General features: G+C 59.8%; 20 protein-coding genes. 2 read left to right on the top strand and 18 right to left on the bottom strand.

The features are described 5' to 3' along the window. Positions 1–536 precede the first annotated feature (536 nt). From IVB18_RS08185 to IVB18_RS08155, 7 genes are all read right to left on the bottom strand, one after another. Positions 537–1,577 (bottom strand): alpha/beta hydrolase, encoded by a 1,041-nt coding sequence (locus tag IVB18_RS08185; protein WP_247988684.1) that lies wholly within the window; start codon positions 1,575–1,577, stop codon positions 537–539. Between the two features lie 107 nt (positions 1,578–1,684). Next, the gene (locus tag IVB18_RS08180; RefSeq protein WP_247988683.1) at positions 1,685–3,316 is read right to left on the bottom strand and encodes an ABC transporter ATP-binding protein; all 1,632 of its coding nucleotides are present in this window, start codon (positions 3,314–3,316) and stop codon (positions 1,685–1,687) included. 37 nt (positions 3,317–3,353) lie between these two features. After that, positions 3,354–4,292, bottom strand: coding sequence for an ABC transporter permease (locus IVB18_RS08175; protein WP_247988682.1), 939 nt, complete (start codon positions 4,290–4,292; stop codon positions 3,354–3,356). Positions 4,293–4,302: 10 nt separating this feature from the next. Continuing rightward, complete coding sequence (locus IVB18_RS08170; RefSeq protein ID WP_247988681.1) at positions 4,303–5,244, bottom strand: ABC transporter permease; 942 nt, start codon at positions 5,242–5,244, stop codon at positions 4,303–4,305. Positions 5,245–5,250: 6 nt separating this feature from the next. Then, a complete protein-coding gene (locus IVB18_RS08165; RefSeq protein WP_247988680.1) occupies positions 5,251–6,834 on the bottom strand; it encodes an ABC transporter substrate-binding protein in 1,584 nt (527 codons plus the stop codon). Between the two features lie 48 nt (positions 6,835–6,882). Then, positions 6,883–7,353: a RidA family protein gene (locus IVB18_RS08160; protein ID WP_247988679.1), complete on the bottom strand. Its 471-nt coding sequence runs from the start codon at positions 7,351–7,353 to the stop codon at positions 6,883–6,885. A gap of 65 nt (positions 7,354–7,418) precedes the next feature. Then, a complete protein-coding gene (locus IVB18_RS08155) occupies positions 7,419–8,939 on the bottom strand; it encodes a M81 family metallopeptidase (protein ID WP_247988678.1) in 1,521 nt (506 codons plus the stop codon). Positions 8,940–9,177: 238 nt separating this feature from the next. On the opposite strand from IVB18_RS08155, the gene IVB18_RS08150 reads away from it, so the two are divergent. After that, entirely contained in the window at positions 9,178–10,104 is a 927-nt protein-coding gene (locus tag IVB18_RS08150) for a LysR family transcriptional regulator (RefSeq protein WP_247988677.1), read from the top strand. A gap of 58 nt (positions 10,105–10,162) precedes the next feature. Here IVB18_RS08150 and IVB18_RS08145 read toward each other — a convergent pair whose 3' ends face one another. The 3 genes from IVB18_RS08145 to megL form a co-directional block, all read right to left on the bottom strand. Continuing rightward, positions 10,163–10,540: a hypothetical protein gene (locus tag IVB18_RS08145; RefSeq protein WP_247988676.1), complete on the bottom strand. Its 378-nt coding sequence runs from the start codon at positions 10,538–10,540 to the stop codon at positions 10,163–10,165. Positions 10,541–10,845: 305 nt separating this feature from the next. After that, positions 10,846–11,079, bottom strand: a complete 234-nt coding sequence (locus IVB18_RS08140; protein ID WP_247988675.1) for a hypothetical protein — start codon at positions 11,077–11,079, stop codon at positions 10,846–10,848. An 836-nt stretch (positions 11,080–11,915) separates the two neighbouring features. After that, positions 11,916–13,115: a methionine gamma-lyase gene (gene megL / locus IVB18_RS08135; protein WP_247988674.1), complete on the bottom strand. Its 1,200-nt coding sequence runs from the start codon at positions 13,113–13,115 to the stop codon at positions 11,916–11,918. A gap of 117 nt (positions 13,116–13,232) precedes the next feature. Between megL and IVB18_RS08130 the strand changes: the two genes are divergently transcribed. Then, positions 13,233–13,727, top strand: coding sequence for an Lrp/AsnC family transcriptional regulator (locus IVB18_RS08130; RefSeq protein WP_247988673.1), 495 nt, complete (start codon positions 13,233–13,235; stop codon positions 13,725–13,727). Positions 13,728–13,877: 150 nt separating this feature from the next. Here IVB18_RS08130 and IVB18_RS08125 read toward each other — a convergent pair whose 3' ends face one another. The 8 genes from IVB18_RS08125 to IVB18_RS08090 form a co-directional block, all read right to left on the bottom strand. After that, positions 13,878–14,864, bottom strand: coding sequence for an MDR family oxidoreductase (locus tag IVB18_RS08125; protein WP_247988672.1), 987 nt, complete (start codon positions 14,862–14,864; stop codon positions 13,878–13,880). A 219-nt stretch (positions 14,865–15,083) separates the two neighbouring features. Continuing rightward, positions 15,084–15,350, bottom strand: a complete 267-nt coding sequence (locus IVB18_RS08120) for a hypothetical protein (protein ID WP_247988671.1) — start codon at positions 15,348–15,350, stop codon at positions 15,084–15,086. Between the two features lie 259 nt (positions 15,351–15,609). After that, a complete protein-coding gene (locus IVB18_RS08115) occupies positions 15,610–16,404 on the bottom strand; it encodes a xanthine dehydrogenase family protein subunit M (protein WP_247988670.1) in 795 nt (264 codons plus the stop codon). An 11-nt stretch (positions 16,405–16,415) separates the two neighbouring features. After that, positions 16,416–18,764, bottom strand: a complete 2,349-nt coding sequence (locus IVB18_RS08110; protein ID WP_247988669.1) for a xanthine dehydrogenase family protein molybdopterin-binding subunit — start codon at positions 18,762–18,764, stop codon at positions 16,416–16,418. Positions 18,765–18,850: 86 nt separating this feature from the next. Beyond that, positions 18,851–19,336, bottom strand: coding sequence for a (2Fe-2S)-binding protein (locus IVB18_RS08105; RefSeq protein ID WP_247988668.1), 486 nt, complete (start codon positions 19,334–19,336; stop codon positions 18,851–18,853). Positions 19,337–19,750: 414 nt separating this feature from the next. Then, positions 19,751–20,593 (bottom strand): oxidoreductase, encoded by an 843-nt coding sequence (locus tag IVB18_RS08100; RefSeq protein WP_247988667.1) that lies wholly within the window; start codon positions 20,591–20,593, stop codon positions 19,751–19,753. 277 nt (positions 20,594–20,870) lie between these two features. Next, positions 20,871–21,293, bottom strand: coding sequence for a VOC family protein (locus IVB18_RS08095; protein ID WP_247988666.1), 423 nt, complete (start codon positions 21,291–21,293; stop codon positions 20,871–20,873). 106 nt (positions 21,294–21,399) lie between these two features. Beyond that, positions 21,400–22,611, bottom strand: coding sequence for a transporter substrate-binding domain-containing protein (locus tag IVB18_RS08090; protein WP_247988665.1), 1,212 nt, complete (start codon positions 22,609–22,611; stop codon positions 21,400–21,402). Positions 22,612–22,670 lie beyond the last annotated feature (59 nt).

Raw genomic sequence — 22,670 nt, 5'->3', positions numbered from 1 at the left:
TTGCAAATGTGTTGCATCGACCGGCCCCTCGCGTGGAGTTGCCTAGTTTAAATTCGCCACAGTACGCCCCGCGCGTCTCCCTCACCGCTTGAGACCCGGACGAATGTGAGACGTGCTTCCACTTTGAGCAACGTCACAACGTTGGCAATTTGGGTCGGCCAAGTGCTCCACCGCAGTTTTTCCTATCGTTTGAGAATGCCCCCGTTTCTGGCGGACTTCGGTGCTGTACAAAATCGATGGTGGAGAGAGTCAGTCAATAGATAAAGCGTTTCGATTTTCCCAGATCAAACCCATCGTTTGAGCCACGGCCAAAAGTCCTTTCGGCCATTGGACGGACGACCATCAATAACAATGCGATTAAGCGACTGGCGAATTGCAACCACCGTGGCGCCGAACGGTGAGCCGGTTCGAATATTGGAAGTCAATTCCCTCCTCTGCGAAGGAGTTTCAAAGGCTTTATGCCCGCTGTCCGTATGATCGACCTGCGACCGGCATGAAAGTCGGTCGCAGGTCGGCTATTTTGCTTACCTATCCCATTACTTAAGATTGTCAGCGTCAATGACCGCTTGAGAGAATGCCAGCGGCGCCTCTTGCGGAAGATTGTGACCGATTCCGCCGGTCAGCGTCCTGTGTTGATATTTACCGCTGAACTTTTTCGCGTAGACGCTTGGTTCGGGATGAGGAGCACCGTTTGCGTCACCTTCCAAAGTGATGCTCGGAACGTTTATATTCGGGAAGCTCGCGAGCTTCTTCTCGATGTCATCGTATTTTGCTTCACCTTCGGCAAGTCCCAGGCGCCAGCGATAATTGTGAACAGAGACTGCAACGTGGTCGGGATTGGCAAAGGCAGTCGCAGAACGCCCGAAGGTCGCGTCGTCAAACGCCCACTTTGGTGAAGCTTGTTCCCAGACCAACCGAGCGAACTCTTTAGTGTACTTCTGATATCCAAGCAGGCCCCGTTCGGTCGCGAAGTAATATTGATACCACCAGAGCAATTCGGCCTTGGGCGGCAGCGGCGCCTTGTTGAGCGCCTGACTGCCGATCAGATAACCGGAGACCGCCACTAAGGCCTCGCAGCGCTCGGGCCAAAGCGCTGCGACGATGGCCGCCGAGCGTGCACCCCAATCACAGCCGCCGACAACGGCACTCTTGATCTTGAGCGCATCCATCAACGCGATCACGTCAGCGGCAACCGCCCCTTGCTGCCCGTTGCGCATCGTTGAATCCGAAAGGAATTTGGTGGAGCCATACCCACGCACATAGGGAACGATGACGCGGTAGCCGGCCTTGGCGAGCTGCGGCGCGACGTCGACGTAGCAATGGATGTCATATGGCCAGCCATGCAGCAGCACGACCGGTTTGCCGCCCGCCGGACCAACATCGGCATAGCCAATGTTCAGATCACCCGCGTCGATCTGCTTTATTGTACCGAACGACGTGTGGGTGCCGCGGATCGTGTCCGGCGTGGACTGGCTGGCGGCTTGCGCACTTGCAGCGCTGATCCGGGCGAATGGCAGCGTGGCGGCAATGCCCGCCCCGGCAACCAGCAAACGTCGCTTGGGGTCTATGTCTTCCATATCGTCTCTCCAGTTAACGGGAATTCCCGATTCTATCGTGAGGTGCGCTTGTATCTTGGCTGTGTCCGCATGAGCCGCGCTCGTAAGCTCATGTGGCAATCGGCGGTTTAGGCGACGACCTCGACATTCTCCGACGGCAGATCACCGCCGAAATCAAAGCCTTGGCCGGGCGCGGCCTCAAGTAGTCGGCGGGTATAATCTTCTTTCGGACTGCCAAAGACCTCGAGGGTCGTCCCCTGCTCCACCACCTGTCCGTTTCTCATCACAACGATCCGGTCGCACAACTGACTGGCGACACGCAGATCGTGCGTGATGAACAGAATGCCGACGCCAGTCTGGGACTGAATGTCTTCCAGGAGTTGAAGAATCTGCGCCTGAACGGAAACGTCGAGCGCGGACACCGGCTCGTCGGCGATAATCAGGCGCGGCTGGCAGGCAAGCGCGCGCGCGATAGCGATACGTTGCCGTTGCCCGCCCGAGAACTCGTTTGGATAGCGACGAAGCGCGTCCGGCTGCAGACGGACCAGCTTCATCAATTCTTCCGCACGCTGCCAGGCGATGTCCGCCGACACACCGAAGTTCAGCGGCCCCTCCACGATCGATGCGCCCACCGTCTGACGCGGATTGAGCGAACGGTAGGGATCCTGGAAGATCACTTGCACGTCGTGCCGGACCGGCACCAGCTGGCGGGCCTTAAGATAGGTGACATTGCGCGAGTTGACGACGATCGTTCCGCCTGACGGCTCAGCCAGGCGAGCGACACAGCGGGCAAATGTCGATTTGCCCGAGCCGGATTCGCCGACGATGCCGACCGTCTCGCCGGCCGCCACCGACAGGGACACCCGCTTGACCGCTGCAACCGTCGTCTTGCGCGCAGGCCACTGGCCTCGAACGAAGCTTTTGGAGACGTCCGTTGCGGACAACAGCGTAGCGGCATCAGCGCGTGCCGGACGTGTCTTGGGATTCAGTGGAGGGACAGCCGCCATCAGCGATCGCGTATAGGGATGCTGAGGTCGCTTCAGCACGTCTTCCTTGCGCCCGGCCTCGACCATTTGTCCCAGGCGCAACACCACCACGCGATCGGCGATATCGGCGACCACACCGAAATCGTGGGTGATGAACAGGACCGCCGTGCCGTTCTCGACCTGCAGCTCGCGGATCAGTTTGAGGACTTCGGCCTGGGTTGTCACATCAAGCGCAGTCGTCGGCTCGTCGCAGATCAATAGCACGGGCTTCAGTACCAATGCGATCGCGATGACGATCCGCTGCCGCTGTCCGCCCGAGAGTTGATGCGGATAGGACCGATAGAGCCGCTCGGGGTCTGGGAGATTGACGCGTGCCATCATCTGAAGGATTGTCTGAAAGCGTGCGTCGGCACGCATCCGGACGTGCTGGCGCAGCATCTCGTCGATCTGCTCGCCGCAGGTCAGCACCGGATTGAGCGCGGTCATCGGTTCCTGAAACACCATGGCCATGGATGGCCCGCGAAAGCCCCGCAGCGCATTCTCGCCCAATCCGACCAGTTCACGGCCTTCGAGCTTGATCGATCCGACCGATGGACGCAGCCCGGTTGGCAACAGCCCCATGATCGCGCTCGCGATCATCGATTTTCCGGAGCCGGACTCTCCAAGCAGACAGACCGTCTCGCCTCTATCGACCTGAAAGGACGCATTCTCGACCGCGTATGGGCGATCCGCCCTCGGCGGCAACGGAATCGTCAGTTCGTTGACCGCAAGCACGGGTTCGTTGCGTGGCATGATTGGCGTCGTCGTCATGTCACTCTCCACGCTTGTTGAACTTGGGATCCAGCGTATCTCTCAAGCCATCGCCCAGCATGTTGACTGCGAGAACGGTGAGCGCGAGGAAGATTCCCGGAAACAGCACGTTGTGTGGGAATTGATTGAACTGGGAGCGTCCTTCCGCCATGATGTTTCCCCAGCTCGGCAGATCCGCTGGCAAACCGATGCCGAGGAAGGACAGAATGGCCTCCACCAGAATCGACGATGCGCAGACATAGGTTGCCTGAATGATCAGCGGCGCAAAGGAATTTGGAAGCACGTGCCGGAGCTGGATCTTCCAGGTGGGAGTTGCCAGCGCGATAGCGGCCTCGACATAAGGCTCTTCGCGGATACTCAAGACCAGCGAGCGAACCAGCCGTGCGACACGGGGCACCTCCGGCAGGGCGATCGCAACGACCACGCTGGTCAGCGTCCCGCCGAACAGTGCGATCAGGGTGACGGCAAGCAGAATCCCCGGAATGGCCATGACGCCGTCCATGATCCGCATGACAATACCATCAAGCCACTTGAAGTAGCCGGCCATCAATCCGAGCGCCACGCCGAGCGTGACCGCGAATACCGCAACCGAAAGGCCCACGACGATCGACACGCGACCGCCATAGAGCGTCCGGCTCCAGATGTCGCGCCCGAGGCTGTCCGTTCCCATCAAAAACCAATGCGGGATGACATTGCCGTCAAGCGTCGTAAAATCAGCGTGTGTGCCCGGGAGCGCATTGCTGATCGATGGATCGATCGCGGTCGGGTCCAGCGTGCCGAGCCAGGGCGCAAAAAACGCCACCAGCACCAGAACGAGGAGCACCAGGCCCGATATCCGCAGCGACCAATTGCTGAACAGTCGCGCAAAGATCGACCGGCGACGCAATGCGCTGGCCGTGGGCGATGCCGCAGCGAGCGTTTCAATGGTTGCCTCAGTCACGCGAGCCTCCTTATTGGCGGATGCGAGGGTCCAGCAACAGATAGCTGAGATCGACCAGCAGATTGATCCCGACATAGATCGCCGCGAACAGCAGCGTGATGCCCTGGATCAGCGGAAAATCCCGCGACAGCACCGCATCGACCGTCAACGATCCCAATCCTGGAATGGCAAACACAGATTCCGTGATCACGACGCCACCGATCAACAGCGCAATACCGATGCCGATGACCGTCACGATCGGAATGGCCGCATTGCGCAAAGCGTGATGAATGAGGACGCGCAATTCAGAGATACCCTTGGCGCGAGCGGTTCGGATGAAGTCCTCGGTCAGTGCTTCGGCGACAGAGGCGCGGGTGACCCTCGCGATCAGGGCCAGGTAGACGATCGACAGGGTCGTTGCCGGCAGGATCAAATTGCGCAACCAGGGCAGCACGCCGTCGGCGATCCGGTTATAGCCCTGCACGGGCAGCAGTTGCAGGCGGAGCGCAAATATCCAGATCAGGACATAACCTGTCACGAACACGGGCACGGAGAAGCCGAGCGCCGAGAACGTCATCAAACCACGATCGAGCCAGCCACCGTGCCGCCATGCCGCCAGGACTCCGAGCGGGACGGCGAGCAGGATTGTGACGATGATCGTGAGCGTGGACAGCGCAATGGTCGGTTCGATGCGCTGCCCGATCAGCTTGGACACTGGCTGCTTCATGAAGAACGATTGGCCGAGGTCGCCGTGCAGCACGCCGAGCAGCCAGCGTCCGAATTGCAGCAGCAGCGGGTCCTTCAATCCGAGCTGCGCCCGCACCGCCTCAAGTGCCGCAGCGCTGGCATCATTGCCCACGATCGCAGCCGCCGGATCCCCTGGCGCAAGTCGCGTCATGAGGAAGATGATGACCGCCACGACCAACAAGACCGGAATCGTGGCGATCAGCCGCCTGACAAGGAATATGGCCATCGGAGATCAACCCTTCTGGATGCCCCAATACACACACACCGGTGAGCTGACGGTGCCGGTGATCACGTCCTTGCGCGCTGCCGTGATGGTCTTGTACTCGCCAATCGGCGCGACGATTGCCGCATCGTAGTTCCGCTCCTGGATCTGATCGGCCAGCGACTTGCGCTGCTCATTGGTTGTCGCCAACAAGAACTCGTCCTTGAGTGCCTCGAGCTTTGCGTCGGTTGGCCAGCCGAACCAGCCGTTTTCGCCGTTGCCGGTGAGCGGTGCGTAGAACAGCGGGTTGATGTTGTCCGGGATGTTCCAGCCGGTGATGAAGGCACCCCACCCGCCCTGAGCAGGAGGCGTCTTCAGGGCGCGCCGCGCGACCAGTGTCGGCCAATCCATCGACTGCATATCGACGTTGAAGCCGGCCTGCTTCAACAATGCCGCCATTACGGGCGGGAATTTGTTGAGGATCGCGAAACTCGCCGGATACATCAACACGACCGGCTCGTTGTTGTAGCCTGCCTCCTTGAGAAGTGCGCGGGCGCGGGCAAATTGCGGCTTGCCCGTGTAGTAGGAGGTCTTTTCGGAATGGTAGACTGTGCCCGTCGGATAAAGCGACGCATTGGTGTTGTACAGATCGGGGTGAACCATCTGCGCCTTCATCAGCGCATCCTGGCTGATCGCCATATAGGCCGCCTGCGCGATCTTCGGGTTGTTGAATGGCGGGTACAGATGGTTGAGATGGAGTGCGAAGGATCCCTTCGGCACGAGATCCACAAACGTGATCTTCGGGTTATTCCTCAGCGCCACATATTGATCGGCCGGCACCCATTCGATCAGGTCGACTTCACCGTTGATGATGGCATTGGTCTGGGTTTGGCCGTCGGTCAGAATGATCCATTCCATGCGGTCGACATTGACCACCTTGCCGCCCGCTGTTCCCGACGTCGGCTCGTTCCGGGGCACGTAATCCGTGTTCTTGACATAGACGACCCGTTCGCCCGGCCGATATTCGTCCGTCTTGAAGACGAAAGGTCCGGAACCGATCTGGCTGGTGATCTGTTGATCCGGGGAAGTTCCTGCGACCCGCTTGGGCATGATGAAGGGAGGCACCGACGCCGGCTTCGACAGCGCTTCCAGGACCAGTCCAAAACGCTGCTTGAGCGTGAGGATGAATGTGTCGTCGCTCTTGGCATCCAGCGAGGCGGTTGCCGCCAGCAATCTTTGGCCGAGATTGTCGCGCGCCCCCCAGCGCTTGAGCGACTGGATGACGTCCGCCGACGTCACCGGCGCGCCATCGTGGAACTTGAGGCCCTTGCGGAGCGTGAAGATCCATACCTTGCCATCGTCGCTCTGGCTGTATTCGGAGACCATCTGAGGCTTGACCTGGCCCTGGCCGTCTACACCGAACAGCGTGTCGTAAATGGCATAGCCGTGATTGCGCGTGATGATCGCAGTCGTCCAGATCGGATCGAGAATCTTCAGATCTGACTGCGGCACGACGCGCAGGACCTTCGGTCCCGCGGCAACGCTTTTCCGCGGCGCTGCAGCTGCAAGTATGAGGCCGCCAGTCATCGCCAGGAATGAACGCCTATCAGTCATTTGTCCCCTCCTATTGCTTTGTTCGAATGTTTGAATGTCGAGTGCGGCCTAGGCGGCCCCTGGCTGGGCAAGTTCGGCGATCAGCTCGATCTCGACACAGGCGCGCAGCGGAAGCTGGACGACACCGAATGCGCTTCGCGCATGCGGTCCCTTGTCTGGAAACACCTCGCCGAACAGCTCGCTCGCGCCGTTGGCAACGAGATGCTGCTCGAAGAAATTCGGCACCGAGGCAACCATGACGGTCAGCTTGGCAATGCGCGCGATGGAGTCGAGATTGCCGGTCGCATGCTGAAGCGTCGCAAGCAAGTCGATCGCAGTGGCGCGCGCCGCAGACCGGCCCTCCTCCAGCGCGATGTCATCGCCGAGCCGGCCGGTCCAGACCGCACCATTGCGCCTGGCGAGGTGACCGGACAAATGCAGAGTTTGGCCCGTACGCAGATAGGGCGCGTAGGACGCCGCTGGCGTTATGATCGGCGGCAGCACGATGTCCATGGCCTGAAGACGTTGATAGATGCTCATCTTGACCTTCTCCATCGTCCGCTTCCCTGGCTCGCACCAGGAGGGCTGGCGGGGTGATCGAGGCTCTACGCCGAGAGTTTGGCAGGTGCTGCGTGGGTTGCGGCCTTGAACACGGGACCGTTCGGACCGAGCCGAATGCCGTCACGCAGATGCTTCCACGGCAGCGCGGTCGGATCGGCCAGGAACGGTCCGGGCGAGGCCACCACGATGATCTCCTCGGAGATGGCCGCGAAGTCGGCACGGAAATGCACCGAGCTCTTGTTGACCAGGATGCTCATCTTTTCCGGATCGATACCGACGGTCCGATACATGTTGCGATCGAGCAACTGGGCTTTCGCCGAGGTCACGACGATGCGGATGTCGTCGATTTTCAGACAGGCGGTCGGGCCAAGATTGGCCTGCTTGCCATTCATCATCGGCCCGCCATAGATGAGCTTGCCGTCTGACAGCGTTTCGACCCGGAAGCGGGCGGTCAACGGGCTGTCGCCCAGGACCTCGGCGCATCCGCCGAGATCGATAGAGATCTCGGCGCCGACACCGGCAGCATGGGCGGCGGCAGCGGCCTTGGCATCGCAGATTAGGCCAATCGCCGCATCCTTGGCACCGTGCCGGATCAGCGCCTTCAACAGGCCCGTTGTGTTGGAATTACCACCGACGCCCGGATTGTCCTGCGTATCGGCAAGGATGACCGGACGCTTCGCGGTCCGTGCGATCGCCATGGCGCGCACCACGGCATTGTCGGCATCTTCAAACTCGATGCTCCATGCTTGCTCGGCATCGACGATGTGCTGGTAGATCCGTCCCACGGCACGTTCGACCGCATCGCGGTCGCTGCCATAACCCCAGACGGTGGCGCCGCATTCGGGAAAGTCGGCCGCGGAAAAGCCCGGTGCGAATGACAGCGAGGTCACAGCACCCTCTTGCTGTTCCAGCAGGTCGTAAACGCCGCGCGCCGGCTGCAGCATGGTCGACATCGCGTTGACGGGGATCAGGAAGGGGATGCGCCTGGCCGCGCGGTGAAGCGGCGCGCGCGACGACACCAGATGAAGCAGCAGCTCGGCGGCGCGCCGTCCGGTGTCGGCCATGTCAACGTGCGGATAGGTGCGGTAGGCAACGACCGCGTCGGCCAACTCAAGCATCTGATCGGTGACGTTGGCGTGCGAGTCGAGAGACACAGAGATCTTGATCTCCCGCCCGACGATCGCGCGAACCCGCGCCAACAACTCGCCCTCCCCGTCATCGAGATGCTCGGTCACCTGCGCACCGTGCAGGTCGAGATAAATCGCATCGTAATTCTTGCGCTTGACCGCCTCGAGAATTTCGCCCGCGATCCGCTCGTAGGCGTCCTCAGTGGTGTGAGCTGACGCGCCGGCGCCTGCCCAGATCACCGGCAACACCTCGTGCCCATGCGCCTGGACATGCTTGATGAAGCCGCCGATCGGAATGTTCACGTCCAGCAGGCTCAGGACATCCTCGCCCCTCACGAGGCTCGGAAAGTCCTCGCCCCGGACGAAGCTCTCGTAGGTGGCCTTGGACGGCGCGAACGTGTTGGTTTCATGTTGAAAGCCGGCGACTAGAATCTTCAACGGAGCTTCCTCTTCCTTGTTGACCGCGCGCGGGCTCACCGCCTGCCGTACGGAGGCTGTGGGCGGCTCGCGCTGGTCTGGCTCGCAATTTCGATGGACGGCCGGCCTTCCGACCTACGCTGTTGTTGCCGATTGAAATCCGCACCGGCTGGACGTGTGGGAGAATAGGCTTGACCTGCGTTCGAGCAACAGCAATCTTTGTTCTGGTTCGTTGCCCAAATAGCAACAGAGGCCGATCATGCGAGAACCGAGTCAAAGCCGCCTGCGCTATTTCGAGGCCGTCTGCCGGCACGGCACGATCCGTGGTGCCGCCGACCAATTGAACACGGCGCCCTCAGTCATCACCCGCCAGATCGTGCTGCTCGAGAAAGAGCTCGGGCTAAAACTGTTCGAGCGGCAGGCGCGCGGCATGAAGCTGAATGATGCGGCGGCCCATGTCCTGGAGTATTGGCGCAGCTGTCAGGCCCATTGCCAGCAGTTGACGGAGCGGCTGGAGGCCATCGACAGACTGGACGAGGGCTATGTCAGGATCGTGTTGAGCGAAGGCTATGTCGATCATCTGATCGAGCACATCGTGGGCCCGTTCTGTGCGCAGCACCCGAAGTTGTCGATTGCGATCGACCCGCTACCCGTCCTGGACATCATGAATCAGGTCGGAGAGGACGCCGCCCATATTGGACTGGCGTATAATCCGCAGGCCGATCCCCGCATCCAGTTCATCGCAAGCGTGCCTGCGCCAGCCCGCCTGCTGGTCCGCGTCGACCATCCGCTCACGCGGCACCGCCGTCCGATCACCGTGAACCAGTTGGCGGAATTCCCGTTTGCATCGATGCCGCGAGGTTATGGCGTCAGCCAATTGATCGATGCGCTAGAATATTCCGAGCACGTCAAGCTTCGGCCGACCTTCATCAGCAGCTCAGTGGTAGCCCTGCGGCGCTATGTCAGGGCGACGCAAGGCGTCGCGATCCTCGGCTCCGGCGTCGCCGCCGCCCCCGAAGTCGCGCGCGGTGAGGTCGTCATGCTGGATATTGACCACACCATTTGTGCCAAGGCCAAGCTACGGCTGATTACACGCCGTGCCCGGCCATTGTCGCCCGCGGCGGCGGGGCTATTGAGCAATATGCGAAACCGGCTTGCCTCGTTTGGCATTACGCAGGGCAAGTAGCCGGCTTTGATGCCGCCTCCGTCGACACCTGCCACGATAGGCACCCGTCAAAGCCCGGTCAGCCGGTTTCGCGCTTGATCGCCGAGACGCGAGCGATCTCCGAAATGCTAAACGTGCCCCCCGGAAGGAGCGAGACGATCACGTCGGCTCCCGCCTCACTCAAGACCTGGATCCTGACCTGCTCGGCATCGGTCAGGTAAGCATTCTCGTGGGCACTGACGACCATATCGAGACTATGGCCGAAAAGCGAAAGATAGCCCGACAGGACCTCGATCTTGATCCGAGCCCGGTCAGTGGCGACCAACAACCATTCCGAGCGTTCGCAGGTCCTCAGATTGACGACGGTCGGTCCATGCTGGGCAAACCGAGCAACAAGCGCCACCTTCATTGAAAAACTGTTCGACGCCCGGCTATCGATCTGCGGAATGGTCGACATGGCTTAACAAGCCCGCGCCTGTCGGGTCATCGCCCCAATTGACAAGATCATCGTCATGACGTGCAGGATCCCGCCTCGCCGGTGATGCTAACGAGTGTCTGCATCATGGTCTTTGTTCGAGCCATCGGTGCCAAGGTTCGTTTCCGAAAAAAAGCGCGGTATCGTTTACAGAACGAGACCGCAGTCCGCACCCGCCCTCGGGAGAGAAATTGAAGCGGGCGTCGTCTTGATGATCCAGCTGCTTGTCTCACAGTGCAGAATAAGCCTTTCCCCGCCCCGCTCCGTCTCGCCACCGCATGTCGCGACTACTTGAACGTGGCGCGCCGTCGTACGCCGACACGACGAAGTGGAATATCGAGGAAATATGCCCTCGTGCGAATGGCAGCTTCGGTTCGATTGAGCCGCTCAACCATTGTCAGGAAGGATGCGCTGCAGACGGCCAGCTCCTTTAATTGATCGTCGTCTGCGACGGCCCATGGCCATGACGCTGCTCTTGGCGTCTCGCAAGTCTCGCATTTGCTCTGGCGCGTGTTGGTCATGTTCTACTCCGCCGGGAGAACTCGTTTGCGTGCTGTGCGGGCCAAGTCCGACGAGGCGTGTCTTCAAGGATCGCCTCCTGCTGGGCGGCTTGAGATAGGACAACGACCGCCAGCAGGCGACTCGGTCTGATCAAACAGGCTTTTTGACTGAATGAGGCTTGCTTGGCGGCGTCAAACTGCGGCGAAACCCAGCTCCGCAGTAGATGGCAGCGGACAAAGAATAGGCCTACCATCCGTTCGAGCAATAGCAGTCTTTGTTCGACTTCGTTGCTCAAGTGTCAACACACCTGAGCGCCCGGCGGCTAGAGGGCGCCGCTGCGCAGGGGCGCTTGGTTCGGCGATCGCGACGCCAAGGCCACCCGGAACTGATTGAGCCCACCGCCATGTACAAGCCACCAACATCCCATTCGGCCTTGCCTTGGAGACAACCGACGAATCCTCTAGTCAAAGTCGCTAACCGTCCGAAACGTTGGTCTTCGTCGAGTGACCAAAGATCACTTTGCGGGACCGTTCGCTCAGGCCTTGAGCCTGCCGACTTGACGCTATACAGCACACGTCACCTTATGGCTGATTGGCTTGACAGCGACGGCATCGCGCAGCAGACACGCGATCGTATCCTCGGGCATGCCAGCGCGTGGGCGTTATGGACGCAAGGGCATTCTCGATCCCCAAAATCGATGCTCACGGCAAAGAATCTCGCGGACGGAGGCGCCTTGAGGGCTCTCAAGACGTATTGAGCATTCGCATTTTTTCTAAATGGTGATCCGCCGCCATCGGCCAGCGGCATGGCGTTCGCCAATGGGTTTGAAGGTGAGTTTGACTCGGATGGGCGGCCTTCAGCGAGCCAGGTGATCCAGCGCGTCGATCAAATCGCCTTTGATGTCGTCGTAGTCTTCGAGACCCACAGACAGACGGATCAGGCCGTCCGCAAACCCGTGCTTGGTTCTCTCCTCCGTGGAATAGGTTGCGTGGGTCATGGAGGCTGGATGCTGCACCAGCGTCTCGGCATCGCCGAGACTTACGGCACGGGTGGCGACTTGCACAGCGTCCATGAAGCTGCGTCCAGCGGCGAGGCCGCCCTTCAGCTCCATGGCGATCATGCCGCCGAACGAGCTCATCTGTCGGCTCGCCAGCATCTTCTGGGGATGGCTATCGAGACCAGGAAAATAGACCCGATCCACGGACGGATGGGCCTCGAGGTCGTGAGCGAGCTTCAGGGCCGTTTCGCAATGACGGTCCATGCGCAAGGTCAACGTCTTCAGTCCGCGCAGGATCAGGAACGCGTCGAATGCCGAGATGCAAGCGCCGTTCATCTCCTTGATTCCCACGAACCGGAACTGATCGATACGCTCCTTGCGTGCAACAACGGCCCCGGCAAGCAGATCGCCATGCCCGCCGAGATACTTCGTCGCCGAATGCATAACGATGTCCGCCCCAAGCGTGATCGGCTTTTGTAGGTAAGGCGTGCAGTAAGTGTTGTCGACGACGAGCAAGACACCCGCGCGGCGGCAGATTTGAGCGATCGCGGCGATGTCGATCACGCGCATGTTGGGATTGGACGGCGTCTCGGTAATCACCATCCGGGTTTTCGTCGTGAGCCCGGCTTTGAGGTTTTCTGGGTCGGTGAGGTCGGCAAACCTCGTAACGATACCAAAGCGCTCGATCTGGTGATGCAACAGCCCGAAGGTGCAGCCGTAGAGCGTCTTGTCCGCAACGATCTCGTCACCGGCCTTGAGCAGCGTCCAGATCACCGCCGTCAGAGCGCCCATTCCGGATGACGTGGCGAGTTCGGCTTCACCCTCCTCGAGATTCGCGAGGCGGCTCTCCAGAATACTAACCGTCGGGTTGCCGACACGGCTGTAGACGTATCCTTGGGCCGCCCCTGCGAACCGATCGCTGCCGGTCGCCGATCGATCGAATGCGTAGGTCGAGGTCAAGAAAACCGGTGGATTGAGCGCGCCGTGATAGTCAAGCGGATCGTAACCATCGTGGATGGCGCGGGTAGCAAAGCCACGGTTGCGGCGGTTCACTTGCATGGATTCACTCAGAAAGATCAGTGATTTAGAGATTTATGCCACAAAGCGGCGTACATTGGTGCTAAACTCGCTATTCTTTGATCACTGATTGGCACAATTGTAATCGCGGGGCGAAGAGTGAGTGATCCTGCCAAAATCACGCTGGATGCGATCGACTTGAAGATTCTAGAGGAGCTGCAAGCGGACGCGAGACTGCCCACCATCACGTTGGCTGACCGTGTCGGCTTGTCACCGTCTCCTTGTTCAAGGCGAGTTAAGCTGCTTGAAGAGAACGGCGCGATCGAGGGCTACCGCACAATTCTCAACCGGGCCGCGGTCGATCTCGGCCTCACCGTTTTCGCAGGCATCAAGGTCGAGCGTCATTCGCACGAGAGTGCCAATGCCTTTGTCGACGCGGTTGTCGCGATGCCAGATGTGGTCTCCTGCCATCTCGTATCGGGCGATGTTGATTTCCTGATCGAGGTGGTCGTGCCTGACATGGCGACCTACGAGAGCACGATACTACGCCGCCTTCTGTCGCTGCCTTCCGTGCGCGACATTCGATCAAGCTTTGCGATGCGCACCTACAAGGCCGCAGGAGCATTGCCAGTGAAGGGACGCCATATTCGGTAGTGAACCGGGAGGCAGCTATCCCGGATCGCAATCTGCCTGCCCTGAAACAGGCCGGGAGCTATCTGAATAGTGAAACAGGCGCCTCCTAGCTGCGCCGTTCGGGCCGATATGCCTGTTTCGCCGAACGCTCGCGGACGAATATTCAAAGTCTCAGACAACTCTTACCACGGTTCGACCACGAACCCGCCCCTCGAGGATTTCGGCGCCCCTATCGAACACTTGATCAAGCCCAATCTCGTGAGTGATTTCGGATAACTTCCTGGAATCCAGGTCACTGACCAGACTGCTCCACGCGACCTTTCGCAGCTCAATTGGGCACATCACAGAATCGATACCCAACAGACATACACCCCGCAAAATAAATGGCGCCACCGAGGTCGGCAGATCCATGCCGCCCGCGAGGCCGCAAGCAGCGACTGCACCCCGGTACTTCGTCATCGACACGAGATTGGCCAACGTGGTTGAGCCGACGCTGTCGATCCCGCCTGCCCAGCGTTCTCTGGCCATCGGCTTGACTGGCCCGGTGAGCTCATTGCGATCGATCACCTCGGATGCACCGAGGTGTTGCAGATAGTCGGCCTCCGACATCCGTCCGGTCGATGCGATCACCTGATAGCCACGCTTTGACAACACCGAGATGGCCACCGAGCCGACACCGCCCGCGGCGCCGGTCACTACAATCGGACCGCTCGCCGGGGTGATGCCATGCTGTTCCAACGCAAGTACCGCCAGCATAGCCGTATAGCCGGCAGTGCCGATCGCCATCGCGTCGCGCGTGGACATACCGTCCGGAACACGCACCAGCCAATCGCCCTTGACGCGAGCTTTCTCAGCATAGGCACCCAGATGGGTCTCACCGAGCCCCCAGCCGTTACAGATCACCTTGTCGCCGGCTCTCCAATGCGGATGCAACGACTGCTCGACCGTGCCCGCAAGATCGATGCCCGGAATCATTGGAAAGCGCCGTACGACCGGCGACTTGCCGGTGAGGGCAAGACCGTCCTTGTAATTCAGCGCCGACCATTCCACCCGTACTGTGACGTCGCCATCCATCAGGTCGGATTCGTCGAACTGGGTGAGCGTCGCGGCGGTGCCCTTGTCCGCCTTGTCAATCCTGATCGCCTTGAACGTCGCCAATGCAAATCTCCACGCGTGAGCGCCTAGGCTTCTTCACCGAGTTGCAAAGGTGATAACCGCTGGCACGCTTTGTCGTTAACGATTTCTCCAGATAGCAGCTATCCGCATAGCAGCTATCGGCCTGAGCGATCCCATTCCAACGTCCCGGCAAGTTTGGCGAGGAGTCGCCATTCCGTGGCCTGGAGGTCACCTCCACCGCCGACGTGTGGATCGTTCTGCTTAAGGTCCAAAAGCTCCATCCACGATCGGCACCTTCTCCATAAGCGACCTAAGTCGCACGAGGGCTTCGCCTGCTCGCATACCATCGTTGGCGATCCTGTTGAGCGAACGTCGGACTTCTTCGAGATTTTGCGGTTCGGCGCTCAACCATTCAGACCCCGCCTGGGCATTAAGGACATTCGCCGTGATCGCATTGACGACCGCGCCATAGGTACGCACCAGTTCCGCCGCGGCCTCTAACGGATATTCCCCGTTCGCGGCCGTCATAGCTCCTTCCGTCCGCTGGATAGGCGTCACACTCAGCGCCGCTGGCATATCGATTGGTCCATTCTCTTACTCCTTCTAATCCTTCGTACTGTCAGAATGGTGGTCAAACCTTTAGCAACTCGGACAAAAGACCGCAGAGATGTTGGAGCAATGTCAATCATTCCGTCTAGAGCATCGTCGCCACCTTGACATCATCGATGGCAAGCGCGGGTGCATTGGTGCGGTATGCTAGTTCGTCCATTACCCGACATCATGCTGTTCAAACTGCCAGCGCTCGCTGCGCCATCACCTTGATCAAGTGGGCGCGATAGTCCGAGGAGCCATGAAGATCGTTCAGCAAGCCGTCGTCTGAGATCGCGATATCGTCAAGTGCGGCCGCCGACCAGTCCGCCTGCAAGGCCGACTCTACGGCCGGTACTCGCATGACGCCGCTTTGCGACGCCCCCGTCACGGCAACACGAACCTCGCCCGATTTAATCTTAGCCACGAACACACCGGCCAATGCAAAGCGCGAAGCCGGATGAGGAAATTTGGCATAACCGGCCTTCGCCGGGACTGGGAAAGACACAGCGGTGATGATCTCGCCCTCCTCCAGCGCTGTGGTGAACAAGCCCTCGAAAAAATCATCTGCCGCAATTGAGCGCTTGTTGGTCTTGATGGTTGCGCCTATTGCCAGAACCGCGGCCGGATAATCCGCGGCGGGATCGTTGTTGGCGAGCGAGCCGCCGATGGTGCCACGATGGCGCACAGCCGGATCGCCGATCAGCGAGGCGAGGTACGCCAGCGCAGGAATCGCCATTTGCACAGTCTTGCTGGTGGCCACATCGCAGTGAGTCGTCGCTGCCTTGATCGTTACCGCGTCACCTGACGCTTCGATGCCGATGAGTTCCTTGATCTTTCCGAGATCGATAATGTCGGAGGGCGATGCTAGACGCTGCTTCATGACGGGAATCAGCGTATGGCCGCCAGCAAGGTATTTCGATTCCGAGCCTTTAGTGAACATCGTCGCGGCTTCGTCAACGCTGGAGGCGCGGTGATAAGTTGTCTCGTACATGGCAATGCTCCCTACTGCGCTTTGCCGTGAATGGCGTGCCAGACTCGATTGGGCGTCGCCGGCATTTCGAGCTTGTTGTTGTCGATCGCATCCGTGATCGCGTTGATCACGGCGGCAGATGCGCCGATCGCGCCGGCCTCGCCGCAGCCTTTGACACCGAGCGGATTGCCGGGACACAGCGTGGTGGTGTGGCTCAACTGGAACGACGGCAAGTCGTCGGCGCGCGGCATGGCGTAGTCCATAAATGACGCCGTCACCGGCTGCCCGTTGGTATCATAGACGGCGTGCTCGAGCAGCGCTTGGCCGATACCTTGCGCAAGCCCACCATGGACCTGGCCCTCAACGATCATCGGGTTGATCAACCGCCCGAAATCATCGGCCGCGACAAAATTGACAAACGAAGTCTTTCCAGTGCCGGCATCGACCTCGAGCTCGCAGATATAGGTGCCCGCCGGGAAGGTAAAGTTGGTCGGGTCGTAGAAGGCGGTTTCTTTCAGACCAGGCTCCATGCCGTCAGGCAGGTTGTGCGCAGTATAAGCGGCGAGCGCCACCATCGGCAGCGCGATCGACTTGTCAGTGCCGGCAACCTTGAACTCGCCGTTCTCGATCACGATGTCGCCCTCGGAAGCCTCCAGCGCGTGGGCTGCGATCTTCTTAGCCTTGGCCTCGACCTTCTCCATCGCCTTGATAATGGCCGCCCCACCGACCGCGAGTGAGCGCGAACCGTAAGTGCCCATACCGAACTGCACCTTGTCGGTGTCGCCGTGGATGATCTGTACCTGGCTGATCGGGACGCCCAAGCGCTCCGAAATCAACTGCGCGAACGTCGTCTCATGGCCCTGACCGTGGCTGTGCGATCCTGTGAGGATCTCGATGGTCCCGACCGGATTGACGCGGACTTCCGCCGATTCCCACAAGCCGACGCCAGCGCCCAGGCTACCTACTGCCTTTGACGGCGCAATGCCGCAGGCCTCGATGTAGCAGGAGACGCCGATGCCGAGCAGCTTGCCTTCCGACTTGGCTTTGGCTTTGCGGCCCGCGAAGCCAGCGTAATCGATCGCCTTCATCGCGGCATCGAGCGAAGCGCCGAAATCGCCGATGTCATAGGCCATGATTACAGGCGTCTGATACGGAAACGTCGTGATGAAGTTCTTGCGGCGCAGTTCAGTCGGATCGACCTTCAACTGACGCGCCGCGGTTTCCATCATGCGCTCCAGCAGATAGCTCGCCTCGGGCCTCCCCGCACCTCTGTAGGCATCGACCGGCGTGGTGTTGGTGTAGACACCCATCACCTCGGCATAGATGGCCGGGATCATGTATTGGCCGGACAACAGCGTCGCGTAGAGATAAGTCGGCACCGCTGACGAGAACAGCGACATGTAGGCGCCGAAATTGGCGTGGGTCTTGACCCGAAGCCCCAGGATCATGTTGTCCTTGTCGAACGCCATCTCCGCCTTCGAGATATGGTCGCGGCCATGGTGATCGGTGAGAAAGGCTTCGGTCCGATCACTGGTCCACTTCACCGGGCGGCCCGTCTTCCTCGACGCCCACAGCGCAACCATCTCTTCCGGATAGATGTAGATCTTGGAGCCGAACCCCCCGCCGACGTCAGGCGCAATAACCCGCAGCTTGTGCTCAGGCGCGATGTTGTAGAAGGCCGACAGAACGAGACGGGCGACATGCGGATTTTGCGAAGTCGTGTAGAGCGTGTAGTGTTCTTCGGCCGTGTCGTAGTCGGCGATCGCCGAGCGCGGCTCCATCGGGTTCGGCGCAAGGCGATTGTTGGTGAGGTCCATTTCCACCACGTTCGCGGCCTTGGCAAACGCGCCTTTTACTGCTGCCTCATCGCCGATATGCCAGTCGTAGACCACATTACCCGGCGCCTCCGGATGCAACTGCGGCGCGCCCTGCTTAATGGCGGCGCGGATATCAGGCACGGCCTCAAGTTCTTCATAATCGACGACGACGGCCTCCGCGGCGTCCTTGGCCTGATTCTTGGTTTCGGCGATCACAACAGCGACCGCCTGCCCCACGAAGCGCACGGTCTCCGGTGCCATCGCCGGCCACGCCCCCATCTTCATCGGCGAGCCGTCTTTCGACGTGATGGCCCAGCCGCAAATCAAATTGCCGACCTTATCATCGACGATCTGCTGGCCGGTGAGCACCGCGACCACGCCGGGCATCTTCATCGCTTCGGATGAATCGATGCCCTTGACCCTGGCATGCGCGTGTGGACTACGGATGAAATGCGCGTGTGTCAGGCCCACCAACTTGATGTCGTCAACGTAGCGGCCCTTGCCGGTAATAAAACGGCGGTCTTCCTTACGTTTGACGCTTGCGCCAATGCCCTCAACGCCCATGTCCTGTCCTCCCGACCGGAGTTATTGTTTCTGCGGTTTCCATCGAAATGGAGTGGTCATCAATTCAAGCCGATGGTCTGCGACGCCTATTCTGCCGCCTGCGAGACCTTCATGCGGCCGGCCGCGTCCAGCACCGATTTGACGATATTGTGGTATCCGGTGCAGCGGCAGATATTGCCTTCGAGCTCGTGCCGGACGGTCGCTTCGTCCAGTTTGCCGCTATAGCGGTTCACGATGTCGATTGACGACATGATCATGCCCGGGGTGCAGTAGCCGCACTGCAGGCCGTGGTTGTCGCGGAACGCAGCCTGCATCGGGTGCAGCTCGTCGCCGTTGGCAATGCCTTCAATGGTGATGACGTCGCAGCCTGCAGCCTGCCCCGCCAGCATGGTGCAGGATTTTACCGCTCGCCCGTCGACATGGACGACGCAGGCGCCGCACTGGCTGGTATCACAGCCGACATGGGTGCCGGTCAGATTGAAGTTTTCGCGCAGAACGTGGACAAGGAGGGTTCTATCCTCAACATCTACAGATACAGCCTTCCCGTTGATCGTCAAATCGACTGTAGACACGCCTAGACCTCCCGCCTTTTTCGCCTCCGAGCGTCTCTTGTGAGGTGGCACACGGAGGTCCGCACATTGGTTTGCGGATACAAACTGTCAGTATCGCTGCGTCACTATCGTAACGCGAATACGCGAGGAGCGAGATCGACCACGACACCTCGCACATGCAGTCTGGGGCTACGCATCATCCAAAACCTTGCGAGCGTCGGTCCGGCTCCACACCGCAACAGCCGCAGCTGTTCGTTAGTTTTACTCGAACGCATAGGGCGGCCATAGCTCCGGTCGATATGAAATCAGTGGTACCAGACTGCTCAATACGGCGATGCACCACTTCAACCACTCGTTGGAAGCATTCTCCAACCGTGAGACCGGAAGGCCGGCCGACAAATCGCGAGGCTTGTTGAGCATGTCACCTTCGGCATCCTATGCATATTCAGTCGATCGCGTCATCGATTCCCAAGCATCGATCTCTTGCTGAAGCGATACCAGTTTTTGGCGAACCAGCTTCAGGGCATCGGTACCAAGGAGAAGATGCACCGGCGGGTCCTCGGCTTCCACGACCCTCAGCAGCGCTCGGGCGGCCCGGACTGGATCGCCAGATTGTTTTCCACTCTTTCCCGCGCGGGCTTGCCGGACAGGATCAAAGAGCGAGTCGTAGTCGGCTATGCTCCGCGGACTTCGAACCATCGACCGCCCTGCCCAGTCGGTTCGGAAGGAGCCCGGCGCGATCGCCGTTACCCGGATGCCGAGGTGACGAACTTCCTTCGCCAGCACCTCCGAGATGCCCTCGAGAGCGAACTTGCTGCCCGCATAATAGGCGATACCCGCCAAACCCACGTATCCGGCCATCGAGGTGATGTTGACGATATGTCCGCGACCCCTCTCGCGCATGTATGGGAGCACAGCCTTCATCATCGCAACTGCGCCGAATACGTTTACGTCGAACTGACGCTTAATTTCTTCCAGCGGAGACTCTTCGAGAATACCTTCGTGCCCATATCCGGCATTGTTCACGAGAACATCGATCGGAGCAACTTCGCTTTCAACCTTCGCAACCGCAGAACCGATTGCCGCGAAGTCGGTGACGTCCAGTAGCAAGGCCCGGGCTCGCGACGGATGCATTGCCTCGAAGGCCAACCTGGCCTCCTGGCTCCGCACCGTCCCTACGACCGAGTGTCCGGATGAAAGCGCCTCAGTTGCAAATGCTCTCCCCAACCCGGAGCCAGCGCCGGTAATCAGGATGTTGCGCCTAGCATGCGTCGTCATAAACTTCTCCGTGGTCGCGCGCGGTGCGGATTGCCGGCTGCGGGTATGTAATGTTGCGAGCGAGAACCCTCGCGTTCGCTGAGATCCTCACCGTGACCGCCAACGCCCATTCGGACCATCGACCTCGCGATCTCCTACGCGACACCGAGAAGCGCCCAGTGACAGCACGAAATGGCCATCAGGTTCACTTTCAGAAGGGGCCGGTACTGATCGTCTTTGCAGCGATATGCCAGCCGTAGAAGGCCCGTTGCGTTGCCCGGTTCGATAGGAATCTCGGTTATCCAGCGGCAGGGGACACGCAGGCGAACTCGATCCGGGTACCGCCCGGCTCTCGCACCATAAAGTGCACCTTCGGGCCCTTGCCAGATCGTTCCGGCGCAAACTCAACCACGATGCCCGGCCAGGCCGCGACACGCGCGTGCAAAGCGTCAAGCACGCTGCGGTCCACAACCTTCAGAGCGAGATGATGCAAGCCGATGTTGCGACGGCGGTCGAACGGGACGCATTTCTCGGGATCCTCGACTTGCCAGAGCGTTACGATTCCAATTCCGTCCGACACGAACGACGCTGGATAATTCTGGTTTTCGCCAACAACTCTCCAGCCAAGGCAATCACAAAAGAAGCCACGCGCAAGCGCTAGATCCTTCACGGCAAGTCCGACGTGATCGACGCCGGCCGTCAACGGGACATTATCCTGCATAGTTCATCTCCTGGCACTCGCGCGCGTTGGTGTAAGCATTTCTCATTCAAACGGTGGCCGAACACACCGGTCGATCGAATTAGGTCCGAAGTTCTGGTGGGCCCCTTCAATTCGCGGAACCGGCCGAGGCCTGCACGGTGGTCAGGTAGGCGTATATGTTGTTGAAATCCTCGTCGGTAAAGACGTCTTTCCAGGCCGGCATGCCTTTCGAAGGACGCCCGTCGTGGACGGCTGTCCAGAACGTCGAGCGCGCATTCTCGCCGTAACGAAGCTGCAATCTTCGGAGATCGATCCGACGCTCACCCTGCACTGCGTCGGTCCCGTGGCAATGGGCGCACGTTGAATTGAAGATTTCCCTGCCTGCCTCGGTACTGGCGGAGTCACCTGCATGCGGTTTCGAGTCCTTCGATGTAACCGAAGGGGAGTGCGCAGCAGAAGGAACCTCCGTCGCGGCTGTCGAGGGGGCGAGGAGACTCGGCGAATTTTCGGATACCAAGAGCTTGGTCGACGTGTCGCCTGGCAAACCATACTTTGTGGCCAGATCACCAATTGTCCGATCGAGGCCCGGCAAGACCGCATCGACTTGATCGCGGAGTTCTACCGAGGTTTTTGCAAATCCGATCGCGGCGTCCCAAGATAAACCCTTCCCTTCGACGGTGCGGATCTTGTAGCGATTTTGGTATTGCGTCTTGTTAAGCCAGCCCGCAGTTGGCCCCCAGACAAAGGCGACCTCGGCCACACCGATATCCAGCGCCTTCATGCCTTCGTCCGGGCTCATTACGGTGACTTTTTCGATATCATCCCGAAGAGCGAGCAGGTTTTGTGGTGTCGTTTGGTACTGGACCGCCACCCGCTTCCCCCTCAGATCTTCAATGCTGCCGACGACTTGCTCTTTCGCGGTGACGAGGGCGTAGGCCTGCTCCGAAATCTTTCGAGAGAAGATAACCGCTGGCCCCATAAAGTCGTCGGAGAGCGGCAAGCCCATCATTGCGTCGCATTGCTTTCCCAGCAAGGTGACGCGCACGCTGCGCTTGCCAAAATAGGTCTTGTACCAATTGTAAGTCACAGGACGGCCCAGCGCCTTTCCGATCGCCTGACCGACCTCGAGGTAGAACCCTGGCTCGGAAGCATCATCGCTGGAGTACGGTAGATTAGTCGGATCCGCGCACAAACGTAGCGGCTTGACGTCGCCCGCATCGACGCTGGAGCTCGCACCAACCGGCGCAAGAATAGCTATCAACGCAATAGGACTCGCTCGCAAGAGTACGTAGAATTTTCCGCATGAGACCTTGAAGTTGCCCGTGACGTTCACTGACATCCACGGTTCCCCTTTGTTGTGCACGATGTACGGAACGGAAGCTCTGTTCTGCAGGCTCG

Origin of the sequence: Bradyrhizobium sp. 186, assembly GCF_023101685.1 — a bacterium.
In the GTDB taxonomy this organism is placed as follows: Bacteria; Pseudomonadota; Alphaproteobacteria; order Rhizobiales; family Xanthobacteraceae; genus Bradyrhizobium.
The sequence above is the reverse complement of the archived record's forward strand: the minus strand, read 5'-3'. Positions and strand labels throughout refer to the sequence as shown.